The 21,832-nt window shown below is 44.4% G+C and carries 22 protein-coding genes; 13 read left to right on the top strand and 9 right to left on the bottom strand.

Annotated features, from left to right (window positions below; translation table 11 throughout):
- Window positions 1-64: 64 nt before the first annotated feature.
- From I2494_RS02385 to rlmG, 5 genes are all read left to right on the top strand, one after another.
- A complete protein-coding gene (locus tag I2494_RS02385) occupies window positions 65-1,003 on the top strand; it encodes a 2-hydroxyacid dehydrogenase (RefSeq protein WP_218465586.1) in 939 nt (312 codons plus the stop codon).
- Window positions 1,004-1,070: 67 nt separating this feature from the next.
- The gene (locus I2494_RS02380) at window positions 1,071-1,808 is read left to right on the top strand and encodes a phosphatase (protein ID WP_218465587.1); all 738 of its coding nucleotides are present in this window, start codon (window positions 1,071-1,073) and stop codon (window positions 1,806-1,808) included.
- Between the two features lie 66 nt (window positions 1,809-1,874).
- On the top strand, window positions 1,875-3,548 hold the full coding sequence (locus tag I2494_RS02375; protein ID WP_218465588.1) for a DUF4139 domain-containing protein: 1,674 nt from the start codon (window positions 1,875-1,877) through the stop codon (window positions 3,546-3,548).
- 37 nt (window positions 3,549-3,585) lie between these two features.
- Window positions 3,586-4,152 (top strand): TorD/DmsD family molecular chaperone, encoded by a 567-nt coding sequence (locus tag I2494_RS02370; protein WP_218465589.1) that lies wholly within the window; start codon window positions 3,586-3,588, stop codon window positions 4,150-4,152.
- 1 nt (window position 4,153) lies between these two features.
- Window positions 4,154-5,329, top strand: coding sequence for a 23S rRNA (guanine(1835)-N(2))-methyltransferase RlmG (gene rlmG, locus I2494_RS02365; RefSeq protein ID WP_218465590.1), 1,176 nt, complete (start codon window positions 4,154-4,156; stop codon window positions 5,327-5,329).
- A gap of 65 nt (window positions 5,330-5,394) precedes the next feature.
- On the opposite strand, the gene I2494_RS02360 is transcribed toward rlmG, so the two are convergent.
- Both I2494_RS02360 and mdtH read right to left on the bottom strand, forming a co-directional pair.
- Complete coding sequence (locus tag I2494_RS02360) at window positions 5,395-5,964, bottom strand: lipoprotein (RefSeq protein ID WP_130591526.1); 570 nt, start codon at window positions 5,962-5,964, stop codon at window positions 5,395-5,397.
- A gap of 94 nt (window positions 5,965-6,058) precedes the next feature.
- Window positions 6,059-7,264 (bottom strand): multidrug efflux MFS transporter MdtH, encoded by a 1,206-nt coding sequence (mdtH, locus tag I2494_RS02355; protein ID WP_218465591.1) that lies wholly within the window; start codon window positions 7,262-7,264, stop codon window positions 6,059-6,061.
- Between the two features lie 142 nt (window positions 7,265-7,406).
- On the opposite strand from mdtH, the gene rimJ reads away from it, so the two are divergent.
- The 3 genes from rimJ (at window position 7,407) to murJ (ending at window position 10,425) form a co-directional block, all read left to right on the top strand.
- Window positions 7,407-7,991, top strand: a complete 585-nt coding sequence (gene rimJ, locus I2494_RS02350; protein ID WP_218465592.1) for a ribosomal protein S5-alanine N-acetyltransferase — start codon at window positions 7,407-7,409, stop codon at window positions 7,989-7,991.
- Between the two features lie 11 nt (window positions 7,992-8,002).
- Entirely contained in the window at window positions 8,003-8,677 is a 675-nt protein-coding gene (locus tag I2494_RS02345) for a YceH family protein (protein WP_218465593.1), read from the top strand.
- Between the two features lie 212 nt (window positions 8,678-8,889).
- Window positions 8,890-10,425 (top strand): murein biosynthesis integral membrane protein MurJ, encoded by a 1,536-nt coding sequence (gene murJ, locus I2494_RS02340; RefSeq protein ID WP_218465594.1) that lies wholly within the window; start codon window positions 8,890-8,892, stop codon window positions 10,423-10,425.
- A 114-nt stretch (window positions 10,426-10,539) separates the two neighbouring features.
- Here the strand turns inward: murJ and argS are convergent, their stop codons facing one another.
- Window positions 10,540-12,282, bottom strand: coding sequence for an arginine--tRNA ligase (gene argS / locus I2494_RS02335; RefSeq protein ID WP_218465595.1), 1,743 nt, complete (start codon window positions 12,280-12,282; stop codon window positions 10,540-10,542).
- A gap of 250 nt (window positions 12,283-12,532) precedes the next feature.
- Window positions 12,533-13,147, bottom strand: a complete 615-nt coding sequence (locus I2494_RS02330; RefSeq protein ID WP_456085656.1) for a RipA family octameric membrane protein — start codon at window positions 13,145-13,147, stop codon at window positions 12,533-12,535.
- A 447-nt stretch (window positions 13,148-13,594) separates the two neighbouring features.
- Between I2494_RS02330 and I2494_RS20500 the strand changes: the two genes are divergently transcribed.
- Window positions 13,595-13,726: a hypothetical protein gene (locus I2494_RS20500; RefSeq protein WP_267081176.1), complete on the top strand. Its 132-nt coding sequence runs from the start codon at window positions 13,595-13,597 to the stop codon at window positions 13,724-13,726.
- Window positions 13,727-14,326: 600 nt separating this feature from the next.
- On the opposite strand, the gene I2494_RS02325 is transcribed toward I2494_RS20500, so the two are convergent.
- Window positions 14,327-14,539: a hypothetical protein gene (locus tag I2494_RS02325; RefSeq protein WP_218465597.1), complete on the bottom strand. Its 213-nt coding sequence runs from the start codon at window positions 14,537-14,539 to the stop codon at window positions 14,327-14,329.
- A 397-nt stretch (window positions 14,540-14,936) separates the two neighbouring features.
- Between I2494_RS02325 and I2494_RS02320 the strand changes: the two genes are divergently transcribed.
- Window positions 14,937-15,185, top strand: a complete 249-nt coding sequence (locus I2494_RS02320) for a GlsB/YeaQ/YmgE family stress response membrane protein (protein WP_218465598.1) — start codon at window positions 14,937-14,939, stop codon at window positions 15,183-15,185.
- 90 nt (window positions 15,186-15,275) lie between these two features.
- Here I2494_RS02320 and pth read toward each other — a convergent pair whose 3' ends face one another.
- The gene (pth, locus tag I2494_RS02315; RefSeq protein WP_218465599.1) at window positions 15,276-15,866 is read right to left on the bottom strand and encodes an aminoacyl-tRNA hydrolase; all 591 of its coding nucleotides are present in this window, start codon (window positions 15,864-15,866) and stop codon (window positions 15,276-15,278) included.
- A gap of 308 nt (window positions 15,867-16,174) precedes the next feature.
- Between pth and ychH the strand changes: the two genes are divergently transcribed.
- The gene (gene ychH / locus I2494_RS02310; protein ID WP_140917843.1) at window positions 16,175-16,459 is read left to right on the top strand and encodes a stress-induced protein YchH; all 285 of its coding nucleotides are present in this window, start codon (window positions 16,175-16,177) and stop codon (window positions 16,457-16,459) included.
- A 175-nt stretch (window positions 16,460-16,634) separates the two neighbouring features.
- On the opposite strand, the gene prs is transcribed toward ychH, so the two are convergent.
- From prs to lolB, 3 genes are all read right to left on the bottom strand, one after another.
- Window positions 16,635-17,582: a ribose-phosphate diphosphokinase gene (gene prs, locus I2494_RS02305; protein ID WP_047781175.1), complete on the bottom strand. Its 948-nt coding sequence runs from the start codon at window positions 17,580-17,582 to the stop codon at window positions 16,635-16,637.
- Window positions 17,583-17,732: 150 nt separating this feature from the next.
- Entirely contained in the window at window positions 17,733-18,575 is an 843-nt protein-coding gene (gene ispE, locus I2494_RS02300) for a 4-(cytidine 5'-diphospho)-2-C-methyl-D-erythritol kinase (RefSeq protein ID WP_218465600.1), read from the bottom strand.
- Window positions 18,572-19,198, bottom strand: coding sequence for a lipoprotein insertase outer membrane protein LolB (gene lolB, locus I2494_RS02295; RefSeq protein ID WP_218465601.1), 627 nt, complete (start codon window positions 19,196-19,198; stop codon window positions 18,572-18,574). Before lolB ends, ispE begins: the two co-directional genes overlap by 4 nt.
- A 239-nt stretch (window positions 19,199-19,437) precedes the next feature.
- Here lolB and hemA point away from each other — a divergent pair, with 239 nt between their 5' ends.
- A complete protein-coding gene (gene hemA, locus I2494_RS02290) occupies window positions 19,438-20,700 on the top strand; it encodes a glutamyl-tRNA reductase (protein WP_218466008.1) in 1,263 nt (420 codons plus the stop codon).
- A gap of 38 nt (window positions 20,701-20,738) precedes the next feature.
- Window positions 20,739-21,824 carry a peptide chain release factor 1 gene (prfA, locus tag I2494_RS02285; protein WP_218465602.1) on the top strand — a complete coding sequence of 362 codons (1,086 nt, stop codon included), beginning with the start codon at window positions 20,739-20,741 and terminating at the stop codon, window positions 21,822-21,824.
- Window positions 21,825-21,832: the final 8 nt, after the last annotated feature.

Genomic DNA, 21,832 nt, shown 5'->3' with positions numbered 1-21,832 from the left:
AGATTAGAGGAGTGCTACACATTTACCCTCTGATTCAGCAAATCTTTTATCTTCTGGAGCTGCCATGAATATTCTCTTTTATCATCCTTATAATGATGCCAAACCTTATCTGGAAGGCATTCCTGCCCGTTTGCCGGGTGCAAAAATCAGAGTATGGCAACCGGGGAACGATCAACCGGCAGATTACGCCATTGTCTGGCTACCACCTTATGAAATGCTGGCAGGGCGTAAAGGTTTAAAAGCGGTTTTCAGTTTAGGTGCCGGAGTTGATGCTATTGTTGCCCAATTAAGAGAGCGACCGGAGATGCTGGCACCAGGTGTTCCGCTGGTTCGACTGGAAGATGCGGGCATGGCCAGCCAGATGGAGGAGTACGCCAGCGCGGCGGTATTACGCTATTTCCGCCGTCTGGATGATTATCAACGACTGCAGCAGCAAAGTCGCTGGCAGTTTCTGGAACCCCATACCTATGAAAATTTCACCATTGGCGTGATGGGGTTAGGGATTTTAGGCGCCAGTGTGGCGCAGCGACTGTCATCCTTTGGTTTTTCGGTACGCGGTTGGAGCCGAAGCAAAAAGCAAATTGATGGTGTAACCACATACAGTGCCGAACAGTTGCCTGAATTTCTCAACCAAACCCGTCTGATTGTGAATTTATTACCCAGAACGCCGGATACTCAAGGTATACTGAATAAAGCGTTGTTTGACCAACTGCAAAAAGGTGCATACCTGATCAATATTGCCAGGGGAGCGCATTTGGTCGAAGCGGATTTATTAGAGGCATTAGATAGCGGTCAGCTAAAAGCGGCAACGCTGGATGTTTTTGCTTCTGAACCGTTATCCCGACAGCATGTATTCTGGCAGCGTCCGGAGATTACCATAACGCCGCATATTTCAGCCATTACACAACCCCAAACCACCATGGACCAGATATGCGCTCGGCTGCTGGCTTTTCAGGCAGGAGAGCCAATCAGCGGTATTGTTGATATTATTAAAGGATATTGATCCGTTCCAGACAAGAAATGGATTAGAAACGTTTTACAAGCACAGCAATAAAAGAAGGAAGTTCGTTATGTACCCGGTTGATTTACATGCGCATACCGTAGCCAGTACCCATGCTTACAGTACAATAAGTGATTATTTCGCCATTGCCAAACAGAAAGGTATCAAGCTGTTTGCTATTACTGACCATGGCCCAGATATGGCAGATGCACCGCACCGCTGGCATTTTATGAATATGGCAGTTATTCCTCGTATGGTGGATGGTGTTGGCATTTTGTACGGCATTGAAGCGAATATCAAAAACCTTCAGGGCGAAACCGACTGTGATGAGCAGATGGATAAACAGTTAGATCTGATTATCGCCGGATTCCATGAACCCGTACTACAACCCATGAGTCGCGAAGAAAATACACAAGCGATGATAGCGACTATTGCCAGCGGCAAGGTACATATTATTAGTCATCCGGGTAACCCAAGATACCCTATTGATATTATGGCGGTGGCGCAGGCTGCGGCTAAACATAATGTAGCGCTGGAAATTAACAACTCTTCATTTATTCACTCCCGCCTGGGTAGTGAGAAAAACTGTGTTGAAGTGGCTAAAGCCATTCGTGATGCTGGTGGTTGGGTGGCGTTAGGTTCTGATTCTCATGTGGCGTTTGCACTGGGTGGTTTTGATCACTCTCTCAAAGTATTGAAGGACATTGAGTTCCCCGAGGAGAGAATTCTCAACGTAACGCCGCGAAGATTGCTAAACTTCCTGGAATCACACGGTAAAAAGCCAATTCCTGAACTGGCCTCGCTTTAAGTCCGGTAAGTCATTTATTACCTGAGCGGTTAAACGAAATTCATTAATATTTAAGGATAAATATCTATGTCATTAATTACCTCCGGTCGTTTCCAAACCACGGTACTGGGTGCAGCCGTGGCACTGGCTTGTTCCGTCTCCGCTCAGGCAGATACCCTCACAGAAAAGATGACGTTAAATAACGTTACCGTATTTATTCGTGGTGCAGAGCTGTTTAACAGTGGAAAAGTCACATTACCCGCCGGTGAGAGCGAAGTGGTATTTACCAATATCGCCAGCGGCTTAAATGAACAAAGCCTGATGGTTGAAGCGGATAATGGTGTGGTCGTTCAGTCATCGGGGGTACGCCGTGATTTTCTCAGTGAAAACGTTTCACCTGAAGTGGAAGCACTGAAGAAACAAATTGAAGCGGAAGTTCGTGAGCAAAGTAAGTTGAACGTACAACGTGAGGTAATTCAGGCTCAGTTAGCGGTGCTGGAGAGTAATCGTGCACTGGGTAATGAAAAAGAAGGAACTTCGGTTGAACAAGTAAGCCAAATGTTACAGTTGGTTAATGGCAAAATGAATGAACTCTTGATGAGTGATATTGACCTCAGAGAGAAGTTGACCGACGTCGAAAAAAACATTAATAAGCTGAACAATCAACTGGAAGAAGCCCAACAAAAAAACGCTCAGGCAGTTAATCAAGTGGTGGTGAAGTTTTATGCACCAAAAGCGGCATCCAGCAATATTAAACTTTCCTATGTGATTAACTCCGCAGGCTGGGTTCCTACTTATGATGTTCGGGTTGATAGCATTACGGAACCGGTAAAGTTGGGCTATAAGGCCAATGTGTTCCAGAATAGCGGTATTAACTGGGATAAAGTTAATCTGACCCTTTCTACCGGTAACCCAAGTGAAGGCGCTCAGGCACCGCGGTTATCTCCGTGGTATGTTGATCTGTATCGACAGCCAATTCTGTCGTCGAAAAGTGCCCGATATGAGAGAGAGGTGCCTGCGCCAATGGCGATGCCAGCTCCCGTAATGGAAATGCAGGAAGACAGGGCAGTTCAGGCAGAGATGGCTGCTACTGAGAGAAGAGCTAAGACATCAAAGCCGCTGTCTGACTATGTGGTTACCGATGTTGGCGGTGTGAATACGCGTTTTAGTATCGCTTTACCGTATAATATTGCCGCCGATGGCAAAGGGCATTCGGTGTTGATTAAACAGGTGGATGTTCAGGGGGACTATCGCTATGTGGTAGTACCTAAACTGGAACCGGATGCTTTCTTACAAGTGCAGTTAAAAGAGTGGGAAAAACTGAATCTGCTGCCAGGAAAATCCAATATCTTCTTTGAAGGCTCGTTTGTAGGACAGGGATATATTGATATCCGCAACGTTAAAGAGACGCTGGATCTCTCATTAGGCCGGGATAAGAAGATCGTAGTGACTCGTGAAAATGAAAAACAGGTAACCGGAAAAGCAGAGTTTTTTGGTAACTCAGTCAGTCAGCAATATACCTACACTCTGGATATTAAGAATACCCGGAAAGAACCGGTGAAGCTGGTGGTGCAGGATCAGGTTCCCGTCAGTAAAGATGCTTCCGTTACTGTTGAGGGGCTGAAATATGATGGTGCAACCTTCGATAAAAATACCGGCGAGGTACAGTGGTCGCTGGATCTGACACCAAATGAATTACGTAAACTGGGCTTATCTTATACGGTGAAGTATCCGAAAGATCAGCTGGTTATTGGTTTATAATTATCGTTTTTTTTACTTAAGTTAACAGGTCAATTTGATGAATGAGTTTTCTGTAGTCTGCCGTATTCTGGGTTCACTGTTTTATCGCAGCTCTCAGGATCCGGTTCTGGATCCGTTGTTTGCTCTTGTAGCTGACGGCAAGTTGAAGCAACACTGGCCGCTGGAGCAAGACGATCTGCTGGACCGTATGGGACAGGGATTGGATCGTAAGGTTCTGGAGGCTGACTATCAGGCGATGTTTGCCGCAGAGGGCAGCGTTTCCCCTTATAGCTCTGATTACGAAGACGGAGCAGGAGAAGCGGAGACACGTGCTTTCCTGACTCAATGTGGTATGCCGTTAACTGAAGCACCAGCGAATCATTTTGGCCTGCTATTACTGGCGGCTTCATGGATTGAAGATAATGCGCTGGAATCGGATGAAGTGCAGGCTCAACTGGTGCTGTTTGATGACTATTTATTGCCATGGTGCGGGCGTTTTCTGGGGAAAGTTGAAGCGCATGCCACAACCGCTTTCTTCCGCACTTTATCCATGGTGAGCCGCGAAGCATTACAGGCAATGCGTGATGAACTGGCTGAAGTTTCCGCTGATGAAGGAAATGAATAAGATGGAAACCGTCATTAACAGTGATGAATCAGAACTGGCACCGTCGGTGTTTGCCCATCTGTCGTTAGCCCGTTATCCCGAGTTTGATACTGCCAGCAGTTTGCAGGCCTGGGATGCAGCGGATGAGTACCTGATTAATACTGTCGATCAGCAAAAATTAGCGCAAGGGCCGGTACTGCTACTGAATGATACTTTTGGTGCTTTAGCCTGTGAATTACATCAGTATCATCCGGTAAGCTATGGCGATTCCTACGTTAGCCAACTGGCGACGTTGCGTAATTTACAGCTAAATAATCTGTCGGCTGATAACGTCAGCTTTATTGACAGTGTAACGCCGCTATCAGCTAAACCGGCAGTGGTGTTGATTAAAGTGCCTAAAGCGCTGGCCCTGCTAGAACAGCAACTGTACGCGCTGCGGGAAGTCGTAGGGGAAGATACCCAAATTATTGCCGCAGGAAAAACCCGTGATATTCACACCTCTACGCTGCAATTGTTTGAGAAGGTTCTTGGCCCAACCCATACCAGCCTGGCATGGAAAAAAACGCGATTGATATTCTGTCAGTTTAACCAGCCGCAAGTTGCGCCGTTTAATGAGCTGGTCAGTTGGCCACTGGATGGAACTGACTATCTTATCCATAACTATCCTAACGTATTTTCTCGCACCTCTCTGGATATCGGGGCTCGTTTCTTTTCTGAACATCTGCCGTCCGGATTAACCGGAACGCTGGTGGATTTAGGTTGTGGTAACGGCGTTCTGGGGCTTGGTTTACTGGAACAAAACCCGGAAGCTGAAGTGATTTTCCGCGATGAGTCTTTTATGGCGGTGGAATCGAGCCGGTTAAACGTAGAAAAGAACCGACCGCAGGATATTGAACGTTGCTTCTTTGAAGCTGACCACTCGCTGGCAAATGTTGAACGTAACAGTTTGCAGGGAATTGTATGTAACCCACCGTTTCATCAGCACCACTCGGTAACGGACTACATTGCCTGGCAGATGTTTAATGACGCCAAACGCTGTCTGGCAATTGGTGGTGAGCTGCGTATCATTGGCAACCGCCATCTGGGATACCACCAAAAGTTAAAACGTTTGTTTGGTAATTGTGAATTACTGGCATCTAATAAAAAGTTTGTGATTTTGCGTTCGGTGAAGGCACCAAGGAAGAGCCGCCAGAGCTGAATTGAAGAGTAATAAAAAGGCGCATCGGGTCTTCCGTATGCGCCTTTTTTAATGCGATTAATTCATTATTTAATAAAGTCGAAAACCAGTTTGCCTTCTTCTACTTTAATGCCTTTCGCTAATTTCTGTGCCGTTGCTTCTAACGCACTGTTAGCCGGATTCAGAACATATACCGGTTGGTCATTAAAATAGAGTTGCAGTGCACTATTCAGCAATGGAATAAAGGTTTTCACATTTTTTACTGCACCCTGAGTCGTTTTCAGATCATAGTCTGCCAGTTCCAGATCTTTCAGATAAACGGCACCTTTTACCGGGTCAAAGTCCGGACGGGCGTTGATGGTTAGCTGAAGATTGGCATCCTGATTGCCTAAAATAGATGAAATAGCAAACACGGCATTACCGGTTAACGTCACCTTATTTGGCGTATCGCGACCAATTTTAGCATTCAGATTATTCAGGGATAGATCGGCATTGACCAGACCGCTCAGGTTAAAGCTGCGCGATGCTTTATCAGTATGAGTGGACAAATATTTATTAATTGATTGCTCACTTAACGCATATTGAGAAACCTGATTACAACCAAACAGCAGCCCGATAACCAGCACGGCACAAACGCGGGAAAAAATTCTAAACATACTTACCCTTATATCATTCTATCAAACAGTCCATTTCGCCATAGAGTAGCAATTACTTTATAGACAGAGCAAACCTAAATCCGTTCAGAATATTTCATGATGCCATGGCTTTGGTATTCATACTTCCTGGAGAGAACTGACGATGTAGCGCCAGCGCAGTGATTATTCCGACTACCCCCAAAAGCAACCAGGGAACTTCAGGCAGGTTCATCTCATGTCCAATATCATACAGCCATCCGCCCCCGGTATAGCCAATTGCGCCACCAAAAGCTAAACCTAATTTGCTAAATCCCATATAGCTGGCACGGGCGTGAGGGTTTGACAGGGAAGCGCTTAACGTTTCGCGAGCAGGCTCAGCAATAATCAAACCGAGATAGAAAAAGAAAATCAGGGCCAGAATGCCAGAAAGGGAATGAACAAACCCTAACGGCATCAGACTAAACGTCATTAATAGTAATCCCACCATTAAGCGCTGATCGAGGCGGAAATATTTTTCGCTCCAGCGAGCAATAGGATAGAGCAGAGATAGCGAGAGAATAGCCTGAATCAGATACATCCAACGAATCGTTTCCGGTGCGCCAGAAACTTCGTTTACCAGTAATGGCAGCATTAACATCACCTGAATGGATAACACATAATAACCGGTGAGCGTTAGTACATAGCGACGGAAATAGCTGTCCTTCACTGCCGCTTTAATTCCATTCATGATAGGAGCGCGTACCGAAGTGGAAACCCGATAGGCCGGTAATACAAATGCGTTTAACGCAGCAGCCAGTACGAAGAATGCGGCACCAAACCAACAAACCCAGTGAAAATCATAACGTAGCAACCAACTGCCTAATAGCGCACCAATCACCACACCGGCACTGTCCTGCATCATTAACAGCGAATAGAAACGGCCGCGTTCATGGGGACGGGTTAATTTAATCACTAATGCCACTCGCGGAGGGTCAAACAACGTGCCGCCAAAAGCGGAAAGGGCGCAGGAAAAAATCAGGATCCAGGGCTCATCTGCTAATGCCATGGTGGCAAAGCCTGCGGCGCGTAACAGCATGCCGGTTACTATCAACGGTTTGGCACCAAAACGGTCGGCCAGTGCGCCACCAAAAATTCCTAACCCTTGTTGAAGAAACTGACGCAGGCCTAAAGCCAAACCTACGACTAATGCGGCCCAGCCAAGTTGGTCAACAAATCGAATTGAAATAAGCGGGAAAACGACAAAAAAACCAAGAACAACTAGCAGGTTATCTAATAATAGAAAATACTTACCTAAGCTTCTGACTCGCGATACCCGAGGCATAATTTCACCGTCAGCGAAAAAATAAATAAAACAAGGGGGATTCTGTCGCTATTTTGAACTTTATTACTGAATAACGATACCAATTTAGTACACTATCTTTGTCATTTAATGCTGTCTTTCCATTTTTTATAAGGGGTTCCGGATGTTTGGCTATCGTTCGAATGTTCCTAAGGTATCATTAACGACGGACCGCCTGGCGGTGCGCCTTGCCTGCGAACGTGATGCCTACCGGCTTGCAGACTACTATACCGAGAATAGAGAGTTCCTGAAGCCCTGGGAACCGGTGCGTGACCAGAGCTATTGTTATCCTTCCGGTTGGCAGGTGCGATTAAATCTGATTAATGAGTTGCATAAACAGGGTAATGCTTATTATTTCCTGCTGCTCGATCCCGATGAAAAAGAGGTCAGAGGCGTTGCCAATTTTAGCAATGTCATTCGGGGCGATTTTCATGCCTGTATTCTGGGATATTCCCTTGGACAAAAATGGGAAGGCCAGGGATTAATGTACGAGGCGCTACAGCCAGCATTACGCTACATGCTTAACCAACAGCGAATGCATCGAATAATGGCTAACTATATGCCCCACAATCAGCGCAGTGGAAATTTATTATTACGATTAGGTTTTGAGCGTGAAGGGTATGCTAAACAGTATCTGCGAATTGATGGAAACTGGCAGGATCACGTTATGATGGCTTTAACAAACCTTGACTGGAAACCGGCGATTTAAGGAGTCGATAGATGAAATATCAATTAACGGATAGTGAAGCCCGGATTATCGGCAGTATGCTGGAAAAAGAGGTGACGACACCGGATCAGTATCCTTTATCACTAAACAGCTTAATGACCGCCTGTAACCAGAAAACCAGCCGTGAGCCAGTAATGGATTTAAGCGAACTGGATGTTCAGGAGACGCTGGACAGCTTGCAGAAAAAATATCTGGTACGTACCGCCAGCGGAATTGGTGGACGGGTTGCTAAATATGTCCATCGCTTTTGTAACACTGAGTTTGGTGATTTTAAACTGTCACCGGCCGAGCTGGCGGTAGTTTGCCTGTTATTATTGCGAGGCCCTCAAACTCCGGGCGAATTGAGAACTCGCTCAAACCGATTGTATGAATTTTCGGATATCAGTGAAGTTGAACAGGTGCTGGAAGGGCTGTCCAATCGGGAAGATGGCCCCTATGTTGTTAAGCTGGCGCGGGAACCGGGTAGAAGAGAGAGTCGTTATGCTCATCTATTTTGTGGGCCAGTAGATGCCGCCTCTTTTAGTTCAGCAGGTTCAGCGTCAGAAAACAGGTCGTCAGAAGCCTCAGAAGAGTTAAGTGAACGCGTACAACAGTTAGAGACCGAGGTTGCCTTACTGAAGCAGCAATTGGCCGACCTGAACGAAAAGTTTGAGATTTTAGTTGGTTAGCTGGTGACATTGTCACTAAAAATAAAGTTAATTTAAATCAATTAATTAAGTAAATATTTTCATCCTGAATTGTTGCTGACTAAGTGCGATTCAGGGTGAAAATCACATTTTTATACGCTTTTAGATTGGTGATTCAACGGACTAACCGTACACTACGCCTCAGTCAGCCATCGCACCGATAGCGATGCCATTAATAAGAATCGTTTAATTACATGAATTTATTAAAATCACTTGCCGCAGTCAGCTCAATGACCATGGTGTCACGGATTCTGGGATTTGCCCGTGATGCGATTGTGGCGCGGGCATTTGGTGCCGGAATGGCAACGGATGCCTTTTTTGTCGCCTTTAAGCTACCTAATTTACTACGACGTATTTTTGCCGAAGGGGCATTCTCTCAGGCATTTGTCCCTATTCTGGCGGAGTATAAAACTCAGCAGGGTGAAGAAGCCACCAGAACCTTTATTGCTTATGTATCCGGCCTGTTAACGTTGGTATTAGCGCTGGTGACGTTTCTGGGGATTGTTGCTGCGCCGTGGGTAATTTGGGTCACAGCACCTGGATTTACTGATGAGCCTGATAAATTTGCTTTAACGACTCAACTGTTACAGATTACTTTTCCCTATATTTTACTGATATCTCTGGCATCTTTGGCTGGTGCAATCCTCAACACCTGGAACAGATTCTCTGTACCGGCATTTGCTCCCACGTTATTAAACGTCAGTATGATTGGTTTTGCTTTATTTGGTGCTCCTTACTTCAATCCACCAATTATGGCGCTGGCATGGGCTGTGGTAGTAGGGGGAATCCTGCAACTGCTCTATCAGTTACCGCATCTGAAAAAGATTGGAATGTTGGTGTTACCTCGTCTCAATTTGCGAGACAGCGGCGTCTGGCGTGTTATGAGACAAATGGGGCCTGCGATTCTTGGTGTGTCAGTGAGCCAAATTTCGCTGATTATTAATACTATTTTTGCTTCATTTTTGGCGTCGGGCTCCGTGTCCTGGATGTATTATGCTGACCGCTTAATGGAACTGCCATCCGGGGTATTAGGGGTTGCGCTGGGGACGATTTTATTACCTTCGTTAGCGAGAAGTTTCTCCAGCGGTAATGCAGAAGAGTACTCCGGGTTGATGGATTGGGGGCTGCGTCTCTGTTTTCTTCTGGCTTTACCTTGCTCGGTAGCGTTGGGGGTTATCTCTGAGCCATTGATTAAATCGCTATTCCAGTATGGTCAGTTTAGTGCTCATGATGCAATGATGACCCGTCAGGCGTTAATTGCCTATTCGGTTGGGTTGATGGGACTGATTTTGGTTAAAGTTTTGGCTCCGGGATTTTATTCCCGTCAGGATATTAAAACTCCGGTCAGAATCGCTATTTTCACACTGATTGCTACTCAACTGATGAACCTGGCGTTTATTGGCCCTCTGAAACATGCTGGCCTGGCACTGTCTATCGGTATTGCAGCCTGTCTTAATGCCGGTTTGTTGTTCTGGCAGTTGAAAAAACGTAAATACTTTCAGCCAAAAACGGGTTGGGGGATTTTCTTTCTTAAGTTAGTTATTGCGCTTTTAGTTATGACTGCGGCGTTAGTTGGCATGGTCTATATTATGCCGGCCTGGGATATTGGTAGCATGTTGATGCGTATATTACGCTTGTTGCTGGTGGTCGTTGTTGGTGTCGTGGCCTATTTTGGCACATTGGGTTTATTAGGTTTTCGTATCAGGGATTTTGCCCGTCGGATAGCTTAGGCTGAGTCGTTGTCGGAAGTTAAGTCATCCCGATTAAAAAACGAAACGGAATAACAATATTACCGCAATAATAAAGGCGCCGATGGCGCCTTTAATGTCATCATTAAAACAACATTACATCCGTTCAACCGTTTGAATACCCAATGTATCCAGACCCAGCTTCAACGTACGGGCCGTAAGCGCGGCTAATTTCAGACGACTCTGGCGAGTGCTTTCGTCATCAGCATTCAGAATTGGGCAGTTTTCATAGAAGCCGGAAAACAAGCCAGCCACATCGTACAGGTAAGCACACATCACATGCGGTGTACCTTCACGGGCTACGGTGTAGAGCGTTTCTTCAAATTGCATCAGACGAGTTGCCAGTGCTTTCTCTCGCTCATCAACAATTTTTAGTGCGCCGGTTAACTTACTTTCATCAATGCCAGCGCGTTTAAAAATAGAGGCCACGCGTGTGTAGGCATACTGCATATAAGGTGCGGTGTTACCTTCCAACGCTAGCATGATGTCCCAATCGAACACATAATCTGTGGTACGGTTTTTAGATAAATCCGAGTATTTAACGGCACCAATACCTACTGCGTTAATCACCTCTTTTAGCTCATCAGGCTGCATGTCCGGGTTCTTATCCAGAATCAGGTTATGCAGTTTAGCATCCGCATTCTCAATAGCTTCATCTAACAGATCGGACAGCTTAATAGTGCCACCAGAACGGGTTTTAAACGGTTTTCCATCTTTACCTAACATCATGCCAAACATGTGGTGTTCCAGTGTCACACTGTCCGGAATGTAGCCAGCTTTACGCACAATGGTCCATGCCTGCATCAGATGTTGGTGCTGACGAGAGTCAATGTAATAAAGAATGCGTTCAGCACCTAAGGTTTCATAACGGTATTTAGCGCAGGCAATATCGGTTGTGGTATACAGGAAGCCACCGTCATTTTTCTGGACGATAACCCCCATAGGTTCACCTTCTTTATTCTTGAATTCATCAAGGTAAACGACCGTTGCCCCTTCGCTTTCTACTGCCAGACCTTTGGCCTTAAGATCGGCCACAATACCGGGCAACATCGCGTTATAGATACTTTCACCCATAATGTCGCCAACGGTTAAGGTAACATTCAGACGCTGATAGGTAAGAATATTCTGATGCATGGTCACGTCGACCAGTTTGCGCCACATGGAACGACAATATTCATCACCGCCTTGTAGTTTTACCACATATTCACGAGCACGTTCTGCGAAAACCGGATCGGAATCATAATGCTGCTTAGCGGTACGATAGAAGGCCTCCAGATCGGATAAGGTCATATTATCCGCGTTCTCATTTTCCATCTTTTCCAGATAGGCAATCAGCATACCAAACTGGGTTCCCCAATCGCCAACGTGGTTAGCACGGATAACGTTATGGCCTAAAAATTCCAGGGTACGAACAACCGCATCACCGATGATAGTAGAGCGCAGATGACCCACGTGCATTTCTTTGGCAACGTTTGGTGCAGAATAGTCAACCACAATGGTCTGTTTATGAGCTGGAGTGACATTTAATTTGTCGTCTTGTAATGCCAGTTCCACTTTGGACGCCAGCCAGTCAGGAGCCAGGAAGATATTAATAAACCCCGGCCCTGCGATTTCGATTTTATTGGCGATGGGGGAGAGATCCAGATGGGTTAATACCTGCTCAGCCAATTGACGAGGAGGGAGACCGAGTTTTTTCGCTACGGCCATAATGCCATTGGCTTGATAATCACCAAACTGTGCTTTGGCAGACTGACGCACTTGAGCTTCACAATCTGCCGGTGCGCCAGCAGCAATGAGTGCCTGGGTAATTTTATCTGATAAAAGAGCCTGTATATTCACCGGATTACCTTATTACGACCTGTTATATAATTCTGCGAAAACAGCGGCAAGCTATAAACACCGTTACAATGTTTGAATTGGTGCGGGCTTACCACTTTCTAAAGAAAACCGGTGAATAATACCCGATCTTATGGATTACGTCAGCTTTAGTGCAGAGGAGGAGTGCGAGATAAAAACGCTTATTTGGACAAAGGGTATGCAAATAGGCGATAGACACGGGAGGATTGAAAACAATTAAAGAATGGGAAGACTAGTTATTGGTGGTTTTATACTGTTGTGCGATATCCAACTCTTTGTTATCTATCTCCGCATCATCTTTGGAAGAGAACATGCATAAGAATATATTTATTGCGATAGACAGGAACACCATAATCAGGAATGGAATACACAAGAATAATGTATTCATTAAGGAGAGTGAGACACCATTGATATAAACAAGGTAGTAGAAGAACTTTACGACTGAAATGACGGGCAGAGTACACCAAAAAACAAAGAATATGACATTCAACGTTTTATTGAGTAACAGGGAGGTATTGTTATTTTGATTAGACTTCAGTTCAGAAATCATACGTACTGGCTTTTTTGAGCATTCTGCCAGTTGACTCTCTAACTGACTGACGTGACGATACCAGCTCTTATGCCAGTAATTATTATTTACAGTAACCCGGTACCAGACGTGAGCAATGGTAATACCCATTATCGAAATAACCATTTCGATAAAGTAGGTAATCAATGTAGAGGTACTGAAAAACACAATGCCGAAAAACAGCGTAATAATAGTACTCACAACAAGAAAAAGCATACTTCGTTGCCAGTAAGACTGAGCTTCAGCTTTTTTCAAATTATGTGCGTGCTTGAGCGACATTCTTGTCAAGTGACATAAATCATTGCACACATGTGCATCCTCGGATTTATGCACCGTATCTTTATTTGAGTGCATGTTCATCTATCATCCATTATAGATATACTCCTTACAGCTTACCTGAACAGGCGTTAAGACTCAATGGTCAATACGTAACACCCGCGTGAATAATACATATCTACAGTTTGGATTTTAACAGCTTTTTACATACCGATTTTACCATTAAATGGGGATTAAATTGTATTGTTTGTTGAGTTTACGCAATAATATTCTTACAAACATTAGTTTTTGTGCGTGATTATGTATTGGATTTATGATAATCATGGTAATTGTGTCGTAAAATGTGTTTGGGTTAACTTAATGTGTTGCTTTATAATAAATTATATTAGCTTTGAATAAATTATTAGTATGATGAACCTGAGGTGTTGGAAGATTAACTTTGGTATCCATATGGCTAATCAATCTGGCAACAGCCGTGTTTTTCAGATAAATATTGATAATAAGAAAGCTTTCCTGACAAAAGAGATACCATCGGCAGATGCGACAGATTATCTCTATCATAAAAATGAGCCGTTACAGTAGGTTAATTCTCTGCTTCTGATCTTATTTAAGAGAATTGGTCAGTCAAAATTTAGTTTTATTCTTAAGCTAATGATTGATGAGTGGCGATAAATCAGGTGGTCAAATAACGTTCAAAAATTAGTTGATATACTGCATTCATGTTTTTCCAGCCAGTCAAATATTGAAATTTGTTGATAGTAAATTGACCAATGAAAAGAGGAATGGCAGGACGGCATTCATTTATTGTTTATAAAGCATGAAAATGAGTTTCATCGAGCTGATTTTATCTGGTTTATTATGTCGTTATAAAAGCTATACTAAGGCAATAACAAGGACTATCAGGAACGCACTATTTATGAAGTTTTATCATGAAATCACCAGCGACGGGCTTAATACTGATATATGCTACAGTGTGGTTATTCTGGGTACCCCATTGAGAGCTTCCAGACGTATTCATCATCCGGCTACGCGAATCAGGCAAGAACAAGCAAAGAAAGCTCTCCGGCGTTCTTTGTGTAAAACCAGGAAATTTATCCGTATCCATCAATTATCGGAAGAGGCATGGTCCGCTTTTTGTGACAGATAAGCAGGGTGGTTCTGTACCCGATAATTCGCCTGTCATTATCGGGTTAGTGTTTCCAGTTGTTCAATGACTTCTTTGAAGGTATTAAACGGCCGTTCAGTTAGTAAACGAAATCGGCGCTGATAAATTTCTGCCAGTAGATATTTTGACTCTTTCCTGTAAACCACAAATCCATTTGGTATATCGATCTCAAAGCTGATATTGCCATTAAACACGCTGACAATGTGGCCGTTAACTTCCAGTCTATTCATATTGACTCCAATCCATGTCATCACTATTTATTAAAGCGGTAATTATTAGAAAAAGTTAACCGTATATGCATAAAGATGATTGATACAATATTGAGCAATCGTCAGAAGCTAACACGCCTGTGAAAGAGGAAGTAAAAAGAAGTCATTTTACGAGATTCAGATAGCTTAAAGTCTAAGTTTTAAATAGTTATTTTATATCAATAAGTTAAATTTAAAACCATAATGAGTGATAATGGTTATTCTGTTGAAATCACATACAAAAATAGAAATTTGAACGGGTAACAACTATGATTAACGGGTGGCAACATTAAGGAAAAGGCCGTTCAGCTAATTAGCCGAATTATCGGTGATGATGAACAGCTAGTCTGACAGGAATGTGTTTTTTTTGGAGGTGAATATGGTTTTTATTGCTTGGATTGTATTAGGTTTAATTGTCGGTATTTTGGCTAAATGGATCATGCCTGGTAAAGATGGCGGTGGTTTTATCGTAACCGTTATTCTGGGTATTGTTGGTGCATTAGTTGGAGGATATATCAGTTCCTTCTTCGGTTTTGGAACTGTAGATGGTTTCAATATTGGTAGTCTGGTTATTGCCGTTCTTGGTGCGTTGTTGGTTCTGTTTATTTACCGCAAAATCAAGGGTTAATCAGTTAGCCACGATGTATCTTCAGCCGCTAATCCAGCGGCTGATGTTTTTTGTGGCTGGTATAATTTATTCGCAAAACTCAGTTGATAATTATGCTGTGGCTTTAAAAGCGTGTAATCGATTCATTGCTTTAGTGATATCTTCTTTGATCAGAATATCTGTACAACGCACCGCTTCATCAATGGCTTCATCAATCATCTTCTGTTCAGAGGCCGGTGGTTTACCGAGAACAAATCCTGTTACTTTATTTTTGTCCCCTGGATGGCCAATACCAATTCTTAATCGATAAAAGTTAGGATTATTACCCAGTTTGTTGGCGATATCTTTCAAGCCGTTGTGACCACCATTCCCACCACCCAATTTTAGCTTTGCTACGCCAGGGGGAAGGTCGAGTTCATCATGAGCTACCAGAATTTCATCGGGCGCAATACGAAAAAAATTGGCCATTGCCAGTACCGCTTTTCCACTTAAATTCATAAAAGTAGTAGGAACCAACAACCTGATATCGTCACCAGCGATATTCAGACGAGCGGTATAGCCAAAAAATTTAGCTTCTTCTTTTAACGGTTGATTATGGCGTTCAGCCAGCAGATCAACAAACCAGGCCCCGGCATTGTGGCGAGTTTGAGCATACTCTGCCCCAGGATTAGCTAAACCAACGATTAATTTAATACTACTCACAATCAATTCCTACAAAACAGTATGATGGTATCGGGAAGACAAAATAATAAGCGGCTTAGTTTACTCTTAGTCCATCGAATTACAAAATCAGCTACCTGATAGCCTGATTGAAGCGTTGTACCTATCGACAAAGCGTTGTTATTGCCGTAGCACAAATTGCTAAAATTGCTGTCTAATGAATTGTAAGCAAATTGTAAGGATTATTGGCCAACCTGTGATCGTAGCCACACAAATAATGTATTTACGTGTCTATACTCATAGTGAAAGTAAGGTTAAGTCACTTCAGCAAGCTTTTGGTGGAGGGTACTATGAAACGCAGAAACGCAGTTTTACTCGGCAATATCCTAATGGGACTAGGTTTGGTTTCAATGATTGGCGGCGTAGGCCTGACCATCGTTGGCCATCTGAAGGATGTGGTACTTTTACCCGGAGATCTAGCCCATATACCCGTGATGGGGATTTTCGTTGGCGCCTTAGTGTGGTTGGTTGGTGCTCGTATTGGTGGGCGCGACCGGGTTGCAGATCGCTATTGGTGGATCAAACACAGTGACAACGGTGCTCGCAGATGTGGGTATCGCCATAAACATCTGTAGTTTAAGTTTATGGTTAAGTCAGCCAAAAGCTGAGCAGTAGGGTGTTGTTGTTATTTATTAAATTAACCATCATATAGGTACACTTATTATGATGCTTATCAATTGAAAAGCCCGCTATTCAATACTGAATAACGGGCTTTTTTCATTAGACAATTTTTTGCTAATACTTGAGAAATTAATGCTCAAACATGGCAGAAATTGACTCTTCGTTACTGATGCGGCGAATTGCCTCAGCCAGCATGCCAGAAAGCGTTAATGTACGGACTTTATTAATCGCTTTGATTTCGGCAGATAGCGGAATGGTGTCACAGACTACCACTTCATCAATCACGGAGTTTTTAATGTTATCAACGGCATTACCTGAGAAGATCGGGTGGGTCGCGTAAGCAAATACACGTTTAGCGCCACGCTCTTTCAGTGCTTCAGCCGCTTTACACAGGGTGCCACCGGTATCAATCATGTCGTCAACTAAAACACAATCGCGGCCGTTAACATCACCAATAATATGCATCACCTGAGAAACGTTAGCGCGCGGGCGGCGTTTATCAATGATAGCCATATCGGTATCGTTAAGCAGTTTAGCGATAGCGCGGGCACGAACTACGCCACCAATATCTGGAGAGACAACAATCGGGCTTTCCAGATTTTGTTGTAGCATGTCTTCCAGCAGAATTGGGCTACCGAATACGTTATCAACTGGTACATCGAAGAACCCTTGAATCTGTTCTGCGTGAAGGTCTACAGTTAATACGCGGTCAACACCAACGCTGGAAAGAAAGTCAGCAACAACTTTAGCAGTGATTGGTACACGGGCAGAACGTACACGACGATCCTGACGGGCATAACCGAAGTAAGGAATTACCGCGGTAATACGACCAGCAGAAGCACGACGCAGGGCATCAACCATAACGACTAATTCCATTAAATTGTCATTGGTTGGTGCACAGGTGGATTGGATAATAAAGATATCGCCACCACGTACGTTTTCATTAATTTGAACACTCACTTCACCGTCACTAAAACGGCCTACAGCGGCGTCACCAAGAGATGTATAAAGACGATTGGCTACACGTTGTGCTAGTTCCGGCGTAGCGTTACCAGCAAAGAGCTTCATGTCAGGCACGAGAAGAACCTCAGGCTTGCATCCAGATAAGATATCATCGCGGACAGGGATAGAGCTGACCCATTGATGATATACGGAAATAGAGACCACAAAATGCTGTAAACAGGGCTGACTCCAGAATAGCTTTGGTTACAACATTTAAAGTAGTGCTCATTCTTGCCTTGAGAGTACAGCTTGCAACGGTGAGGTATTGACACCTTGCGCAACAAAACCATGTAACCACTCAGGGGCTTGTTTTAACACGTCAACAGCCGCTGCCTGCGTATCGAATTCCGAAAATACACAAGCACCTGTTCCCGTTAAACGTGATGGTGCATATTCTAACAGCCAAGAAATGAGCTGTTCAACCTCGGGGAACCTTTTTCTTGCGATTGGTTCACAATCATTTAAAAAAGGTGAGGCTAAAAGGGTGGTGAGAGTACGCTTTGGCGTATTTCTAACCAGATCCGGATCGTTAAAGATGAAGGGTGTGGGAATATGTACTCCCGGATGAGCAACTAAATACCATTTCTCTTTTGGTTGGGCAGGCTGTAATTTTTCACCAACGCCTTCAGCAAAAGCAGCATGTCCATAAATAAATACCGGAACATCAGCACCCAGCGTTAATCCAATTTTGCATAATTGGTCGATTGTCAGCCCACATTTCCACAGATGGTTAAGGGCTACCAGTACCGTTGCAGCATTGGATGAACCACCGCCAAGGCCTCCCCCCATAGGTAAAATTTTAGTGATGGAAATATCAGCCCCCAAATGACAATTGCTAAACTGTTGTAGCATTCTGGCCGCGCGTACAATCAAGTTTTGTTCATTGGGAACGCCATCAATTGGCGTTAACAGGATAATCTGATTATCCTGACGTGGTGCAAAATTTAAGGTGTCACCATAATCAAGAAACTGAAACAGTGTTTGTAAATCATGATAGCCGTCAGGGCGACGGCCATTAATATACAAAAACAGATTCAGTTTGGCGGGTGAGGGCCAGTCAACCATCATTGCAGTGTCCAGCTGTCCATTTTCAGTTTAATGCGCTCTTCGTCATGGGCGATTTCCAGACGACTCGGCAGTGCTGGTTGAACGTCCTGATTATAAGCCTGATAGTCAACAGTCCAGGTTTGTCCGTTTTGTTCCAGTGTGACTTTATGCAGGCGAGCTTCTGGTGTCAGCGTGTAATTTTTGGCGTCGGCCGGCAAGCCCAGCATCCACTTACGCATATTATTCAATGGAATGCTCATCCCTGTCAGTTCCTGAATCATCTTTTCGGCATCATCGCTGACATAGCGCTGGCCCTGATCGTCAGTTAACTGCACCAGACCTGGCTGAACGTTTAGCTCCATAACTGTATTACCTAATGGATTGGTTAATACTAAACGGTATTGGTCAGGATTCTGTTGTTGCCAGAAAAATCGGGCATACACTTTTTGTTCAGATGAAAGATAAGCAAAAGCACCACGAGTTTGATATTGAGACAGAGCGGTTACTTGCTGTTGGTGTTTTTGCCACTCAGGGGAAGAGGGCGAAACAGCGGTACCCTGTTGACCGGTTAAAGTACAGGCAGTCAGAAATAGGCTGGCTAAAGGGATCAGTTTTAGAAAAGTAGAAGTCCGTATAAATGTCATGATGTTCTCGCCGGGATCCTGTCGATAACCGATAACGCTAATCACCTTAAGGTAAAACGTCAATCGGATTGTTATTACGTGTTAAAACTAATGGCGTAAAGTATATCTGTTTTGTGCCGATAAATCCCGCAAACGCACTCTCACGATAAGTAGTGACTTTTATTGGTAGTCAGCATCAAGTAGAATATGCTAACGAAATACTGATTCAACTGAGAATCTACAATAACTATAACTATTTAATGACGCTGCTTGCACTTGGAATCAATCATAAAACTGCCCCGGTATCATTGAGAGAAAAGGTTACCTTTTCCCCTGATACATTAGGTGATGCATTGCAAAGCCTGCACCAACAACCTTTGGTGCAGGGCGGTGTCGTGTTGTCTACGTGTAACCGAACCGAGTTGTATTTAAGTGTTGAACAGAATGACAATACGCTGCAACAGCTCATTAAATGGCTATGTCACTATCATCAGTTGTCACCAGAAGAATTAACTAAAAGTCTGTACTGGCATCAGGATTCTGACGCAGTCAATCATCTGATGCGTGTTGCCAGCGGGTTAGACTCTCTGGTTCTGGGGGAACCTCAGATACTGGGGCAGGTGAAGAAAGCTTTTGCCGAGTCGCAGGAACACCGTAAGTTAAATACTGAACTTGAACGTTTATTTCAAAAGTCGTTCTCCGTAGCGAAACGGGTTCGTACTGAGACCGAAATTGGCTCCAGTGCAGTGTCGGTTGCGTTTGCTGCTTGTACGCTGGCTCGTCAGATTTTTGAATCCATGAGCGACGTAAATGTACTGTTAGTTGGTGCCGGTGAAACCATTGAGTTGGTGGCGCGTTATTTACGTGAGCATCAGGTTAAAAAAATGGTTATCGCTAACCGTACACGGGAAAGAGCGCAGCAGTTGGCGGATGAAGTTCAGGCGGAAGTTATCACTCTGCCTGAAATTGATGAACGCTTATATAAAGCGGATATTGTTATCAGTTCGACCGCCAGTCCGTTACCTATTATTGGTAAAGGTATGGTTGAACGTTCGCTGAAAGCGCGTCGTAACCAGCCAATGTTATTTATCGATATTGCTGTACCACGTGATATCGAACCTGAAGTAGGTAATCTGTCAAACGTCTATCTTTATACCGTTGATGATCTGCATGCGATTATTGAACACAATTTATCACAGCGCAAAGCGGCGGCGGTTCAGGCTGAAGATATTGTTCAGCAAGAAAGTGCCAACTTTATGGCATGGATGCGTTCACAGTCTGCCGTTTCCTCTATTCGGGATTACCGTGCAATGGCGGATGGCATTCGGGAAGAGTTAGTGGAAAAGGCGTTGTCCTCCATTGAACAAGGGGCCAATGTTGAAAGTACGATTAACGAACTGGCCCATAAGCTCACCAACCGTCTTATTCACGCCCCAACCAAATCTCTTCAGAAAGCGGCAAGCAGCGGCGATCTGGAACAATTGAATGTATTACGTGACAGCCTCGGGCTGGATCAGTATTAGTTTTCTTTTATTTTTATTCACAAGGTGTTTAGCCACGCATGAAACCTTCTATTGTTGCTAAATTAGAAGCATTACAAGAGCGTCACGAAGAAGTACAGGCTCATCTGGGAGATGCATCTGTTATTGCCGATCAGGACAGATTCCGTGCGCTTTCGCGAGAATATGCACAACTGGAAGATGTCACCAACTGTTTTCGTCAGTGGCAAAAAGTGCAAGAGGATCTGGTGGCCGCAGAAATGATGCTGGCCGACCCTGAAATGCGTGAAATGGCTCAGGAAGAAATCGACGAAGCCAAACAACAAATTGAAACGCTGGAGCAGCAACTTCAAGTACTGCTGCTACCAAAAGACCCTGACGATGAGCGTAACTGTTATCTTGAAGTCCGTGCGGGAACTGGCGGTGATGAAGCGGCTATTTTTGCCGGCGATCTGTTTCGTATGTATAGCCGCTATGCGGAATCCCGTCGCTGGCGGGTTGAGATTATGAGTGCTAATGAAGGTGAGCACGGCGGTTATAAAGAGATCATTGCCAAAGTAACCGGAGATGGGGTGTACGGCCAGCTTAAGTTTGAATCTGGTGGTCACCGGGTGCAACGTGTGCCAGAGACTGAATCTCAGGGGCGTATCCATACTTCAGCCTGTACCGTTGCAGTGATGCCAGAAATTCCAGAAGCGGAGTTGCCGGACATTAACCCGGCCGATCTGAAAATTGATACTTTCCGTTCTTCCGGTGCGGGTGGTCAGCACGTTAACACCACTGACTCTGCTATCCGGATAACCCACTTACCAACCGGTATAGTAGTGGAGTGTCAGGATGAGCGTTCTCAGCACAAAAACAAGGCTAAAGCACTGTCGGTGTTAGGTGCACGTATTCGTGCTGCTGAGATGCAAAAACGTCAGTCTGAAGAGGCGTCAACACGTCGAAATCTGCTGGGTTCCGGTGACCGTTCTGACCGTAATCGTACCTATAACTTTCCTCAGGGGCGGGTGACCGACCATCGTATCAACCTGACGGTTTATCGTTTAGATGAAGTGATGGAAGGAAAACTGGATATGCTAATTCAACCTATTGTTCAGGAATATCAGGCTGACCAACTGGCAGCATTATCTGAGCAGGATGCATAATTTGACAC

This window comes from Limnobaculum allomyrinae, from assembly GCF_016649425.1.
Classification (GTDB): domain Bacteria; phylum Pseudomonadota; class Gammaproteobacteria; order Enterobacterales; family Enterobacteriaceae; genus Limnobaculum; species Limnobaculum allomyrinae.
Note: the sequence above shows the minus strand (reverse complement) of the source record. Positions and strands in the feature narration are given on the sequence as shown.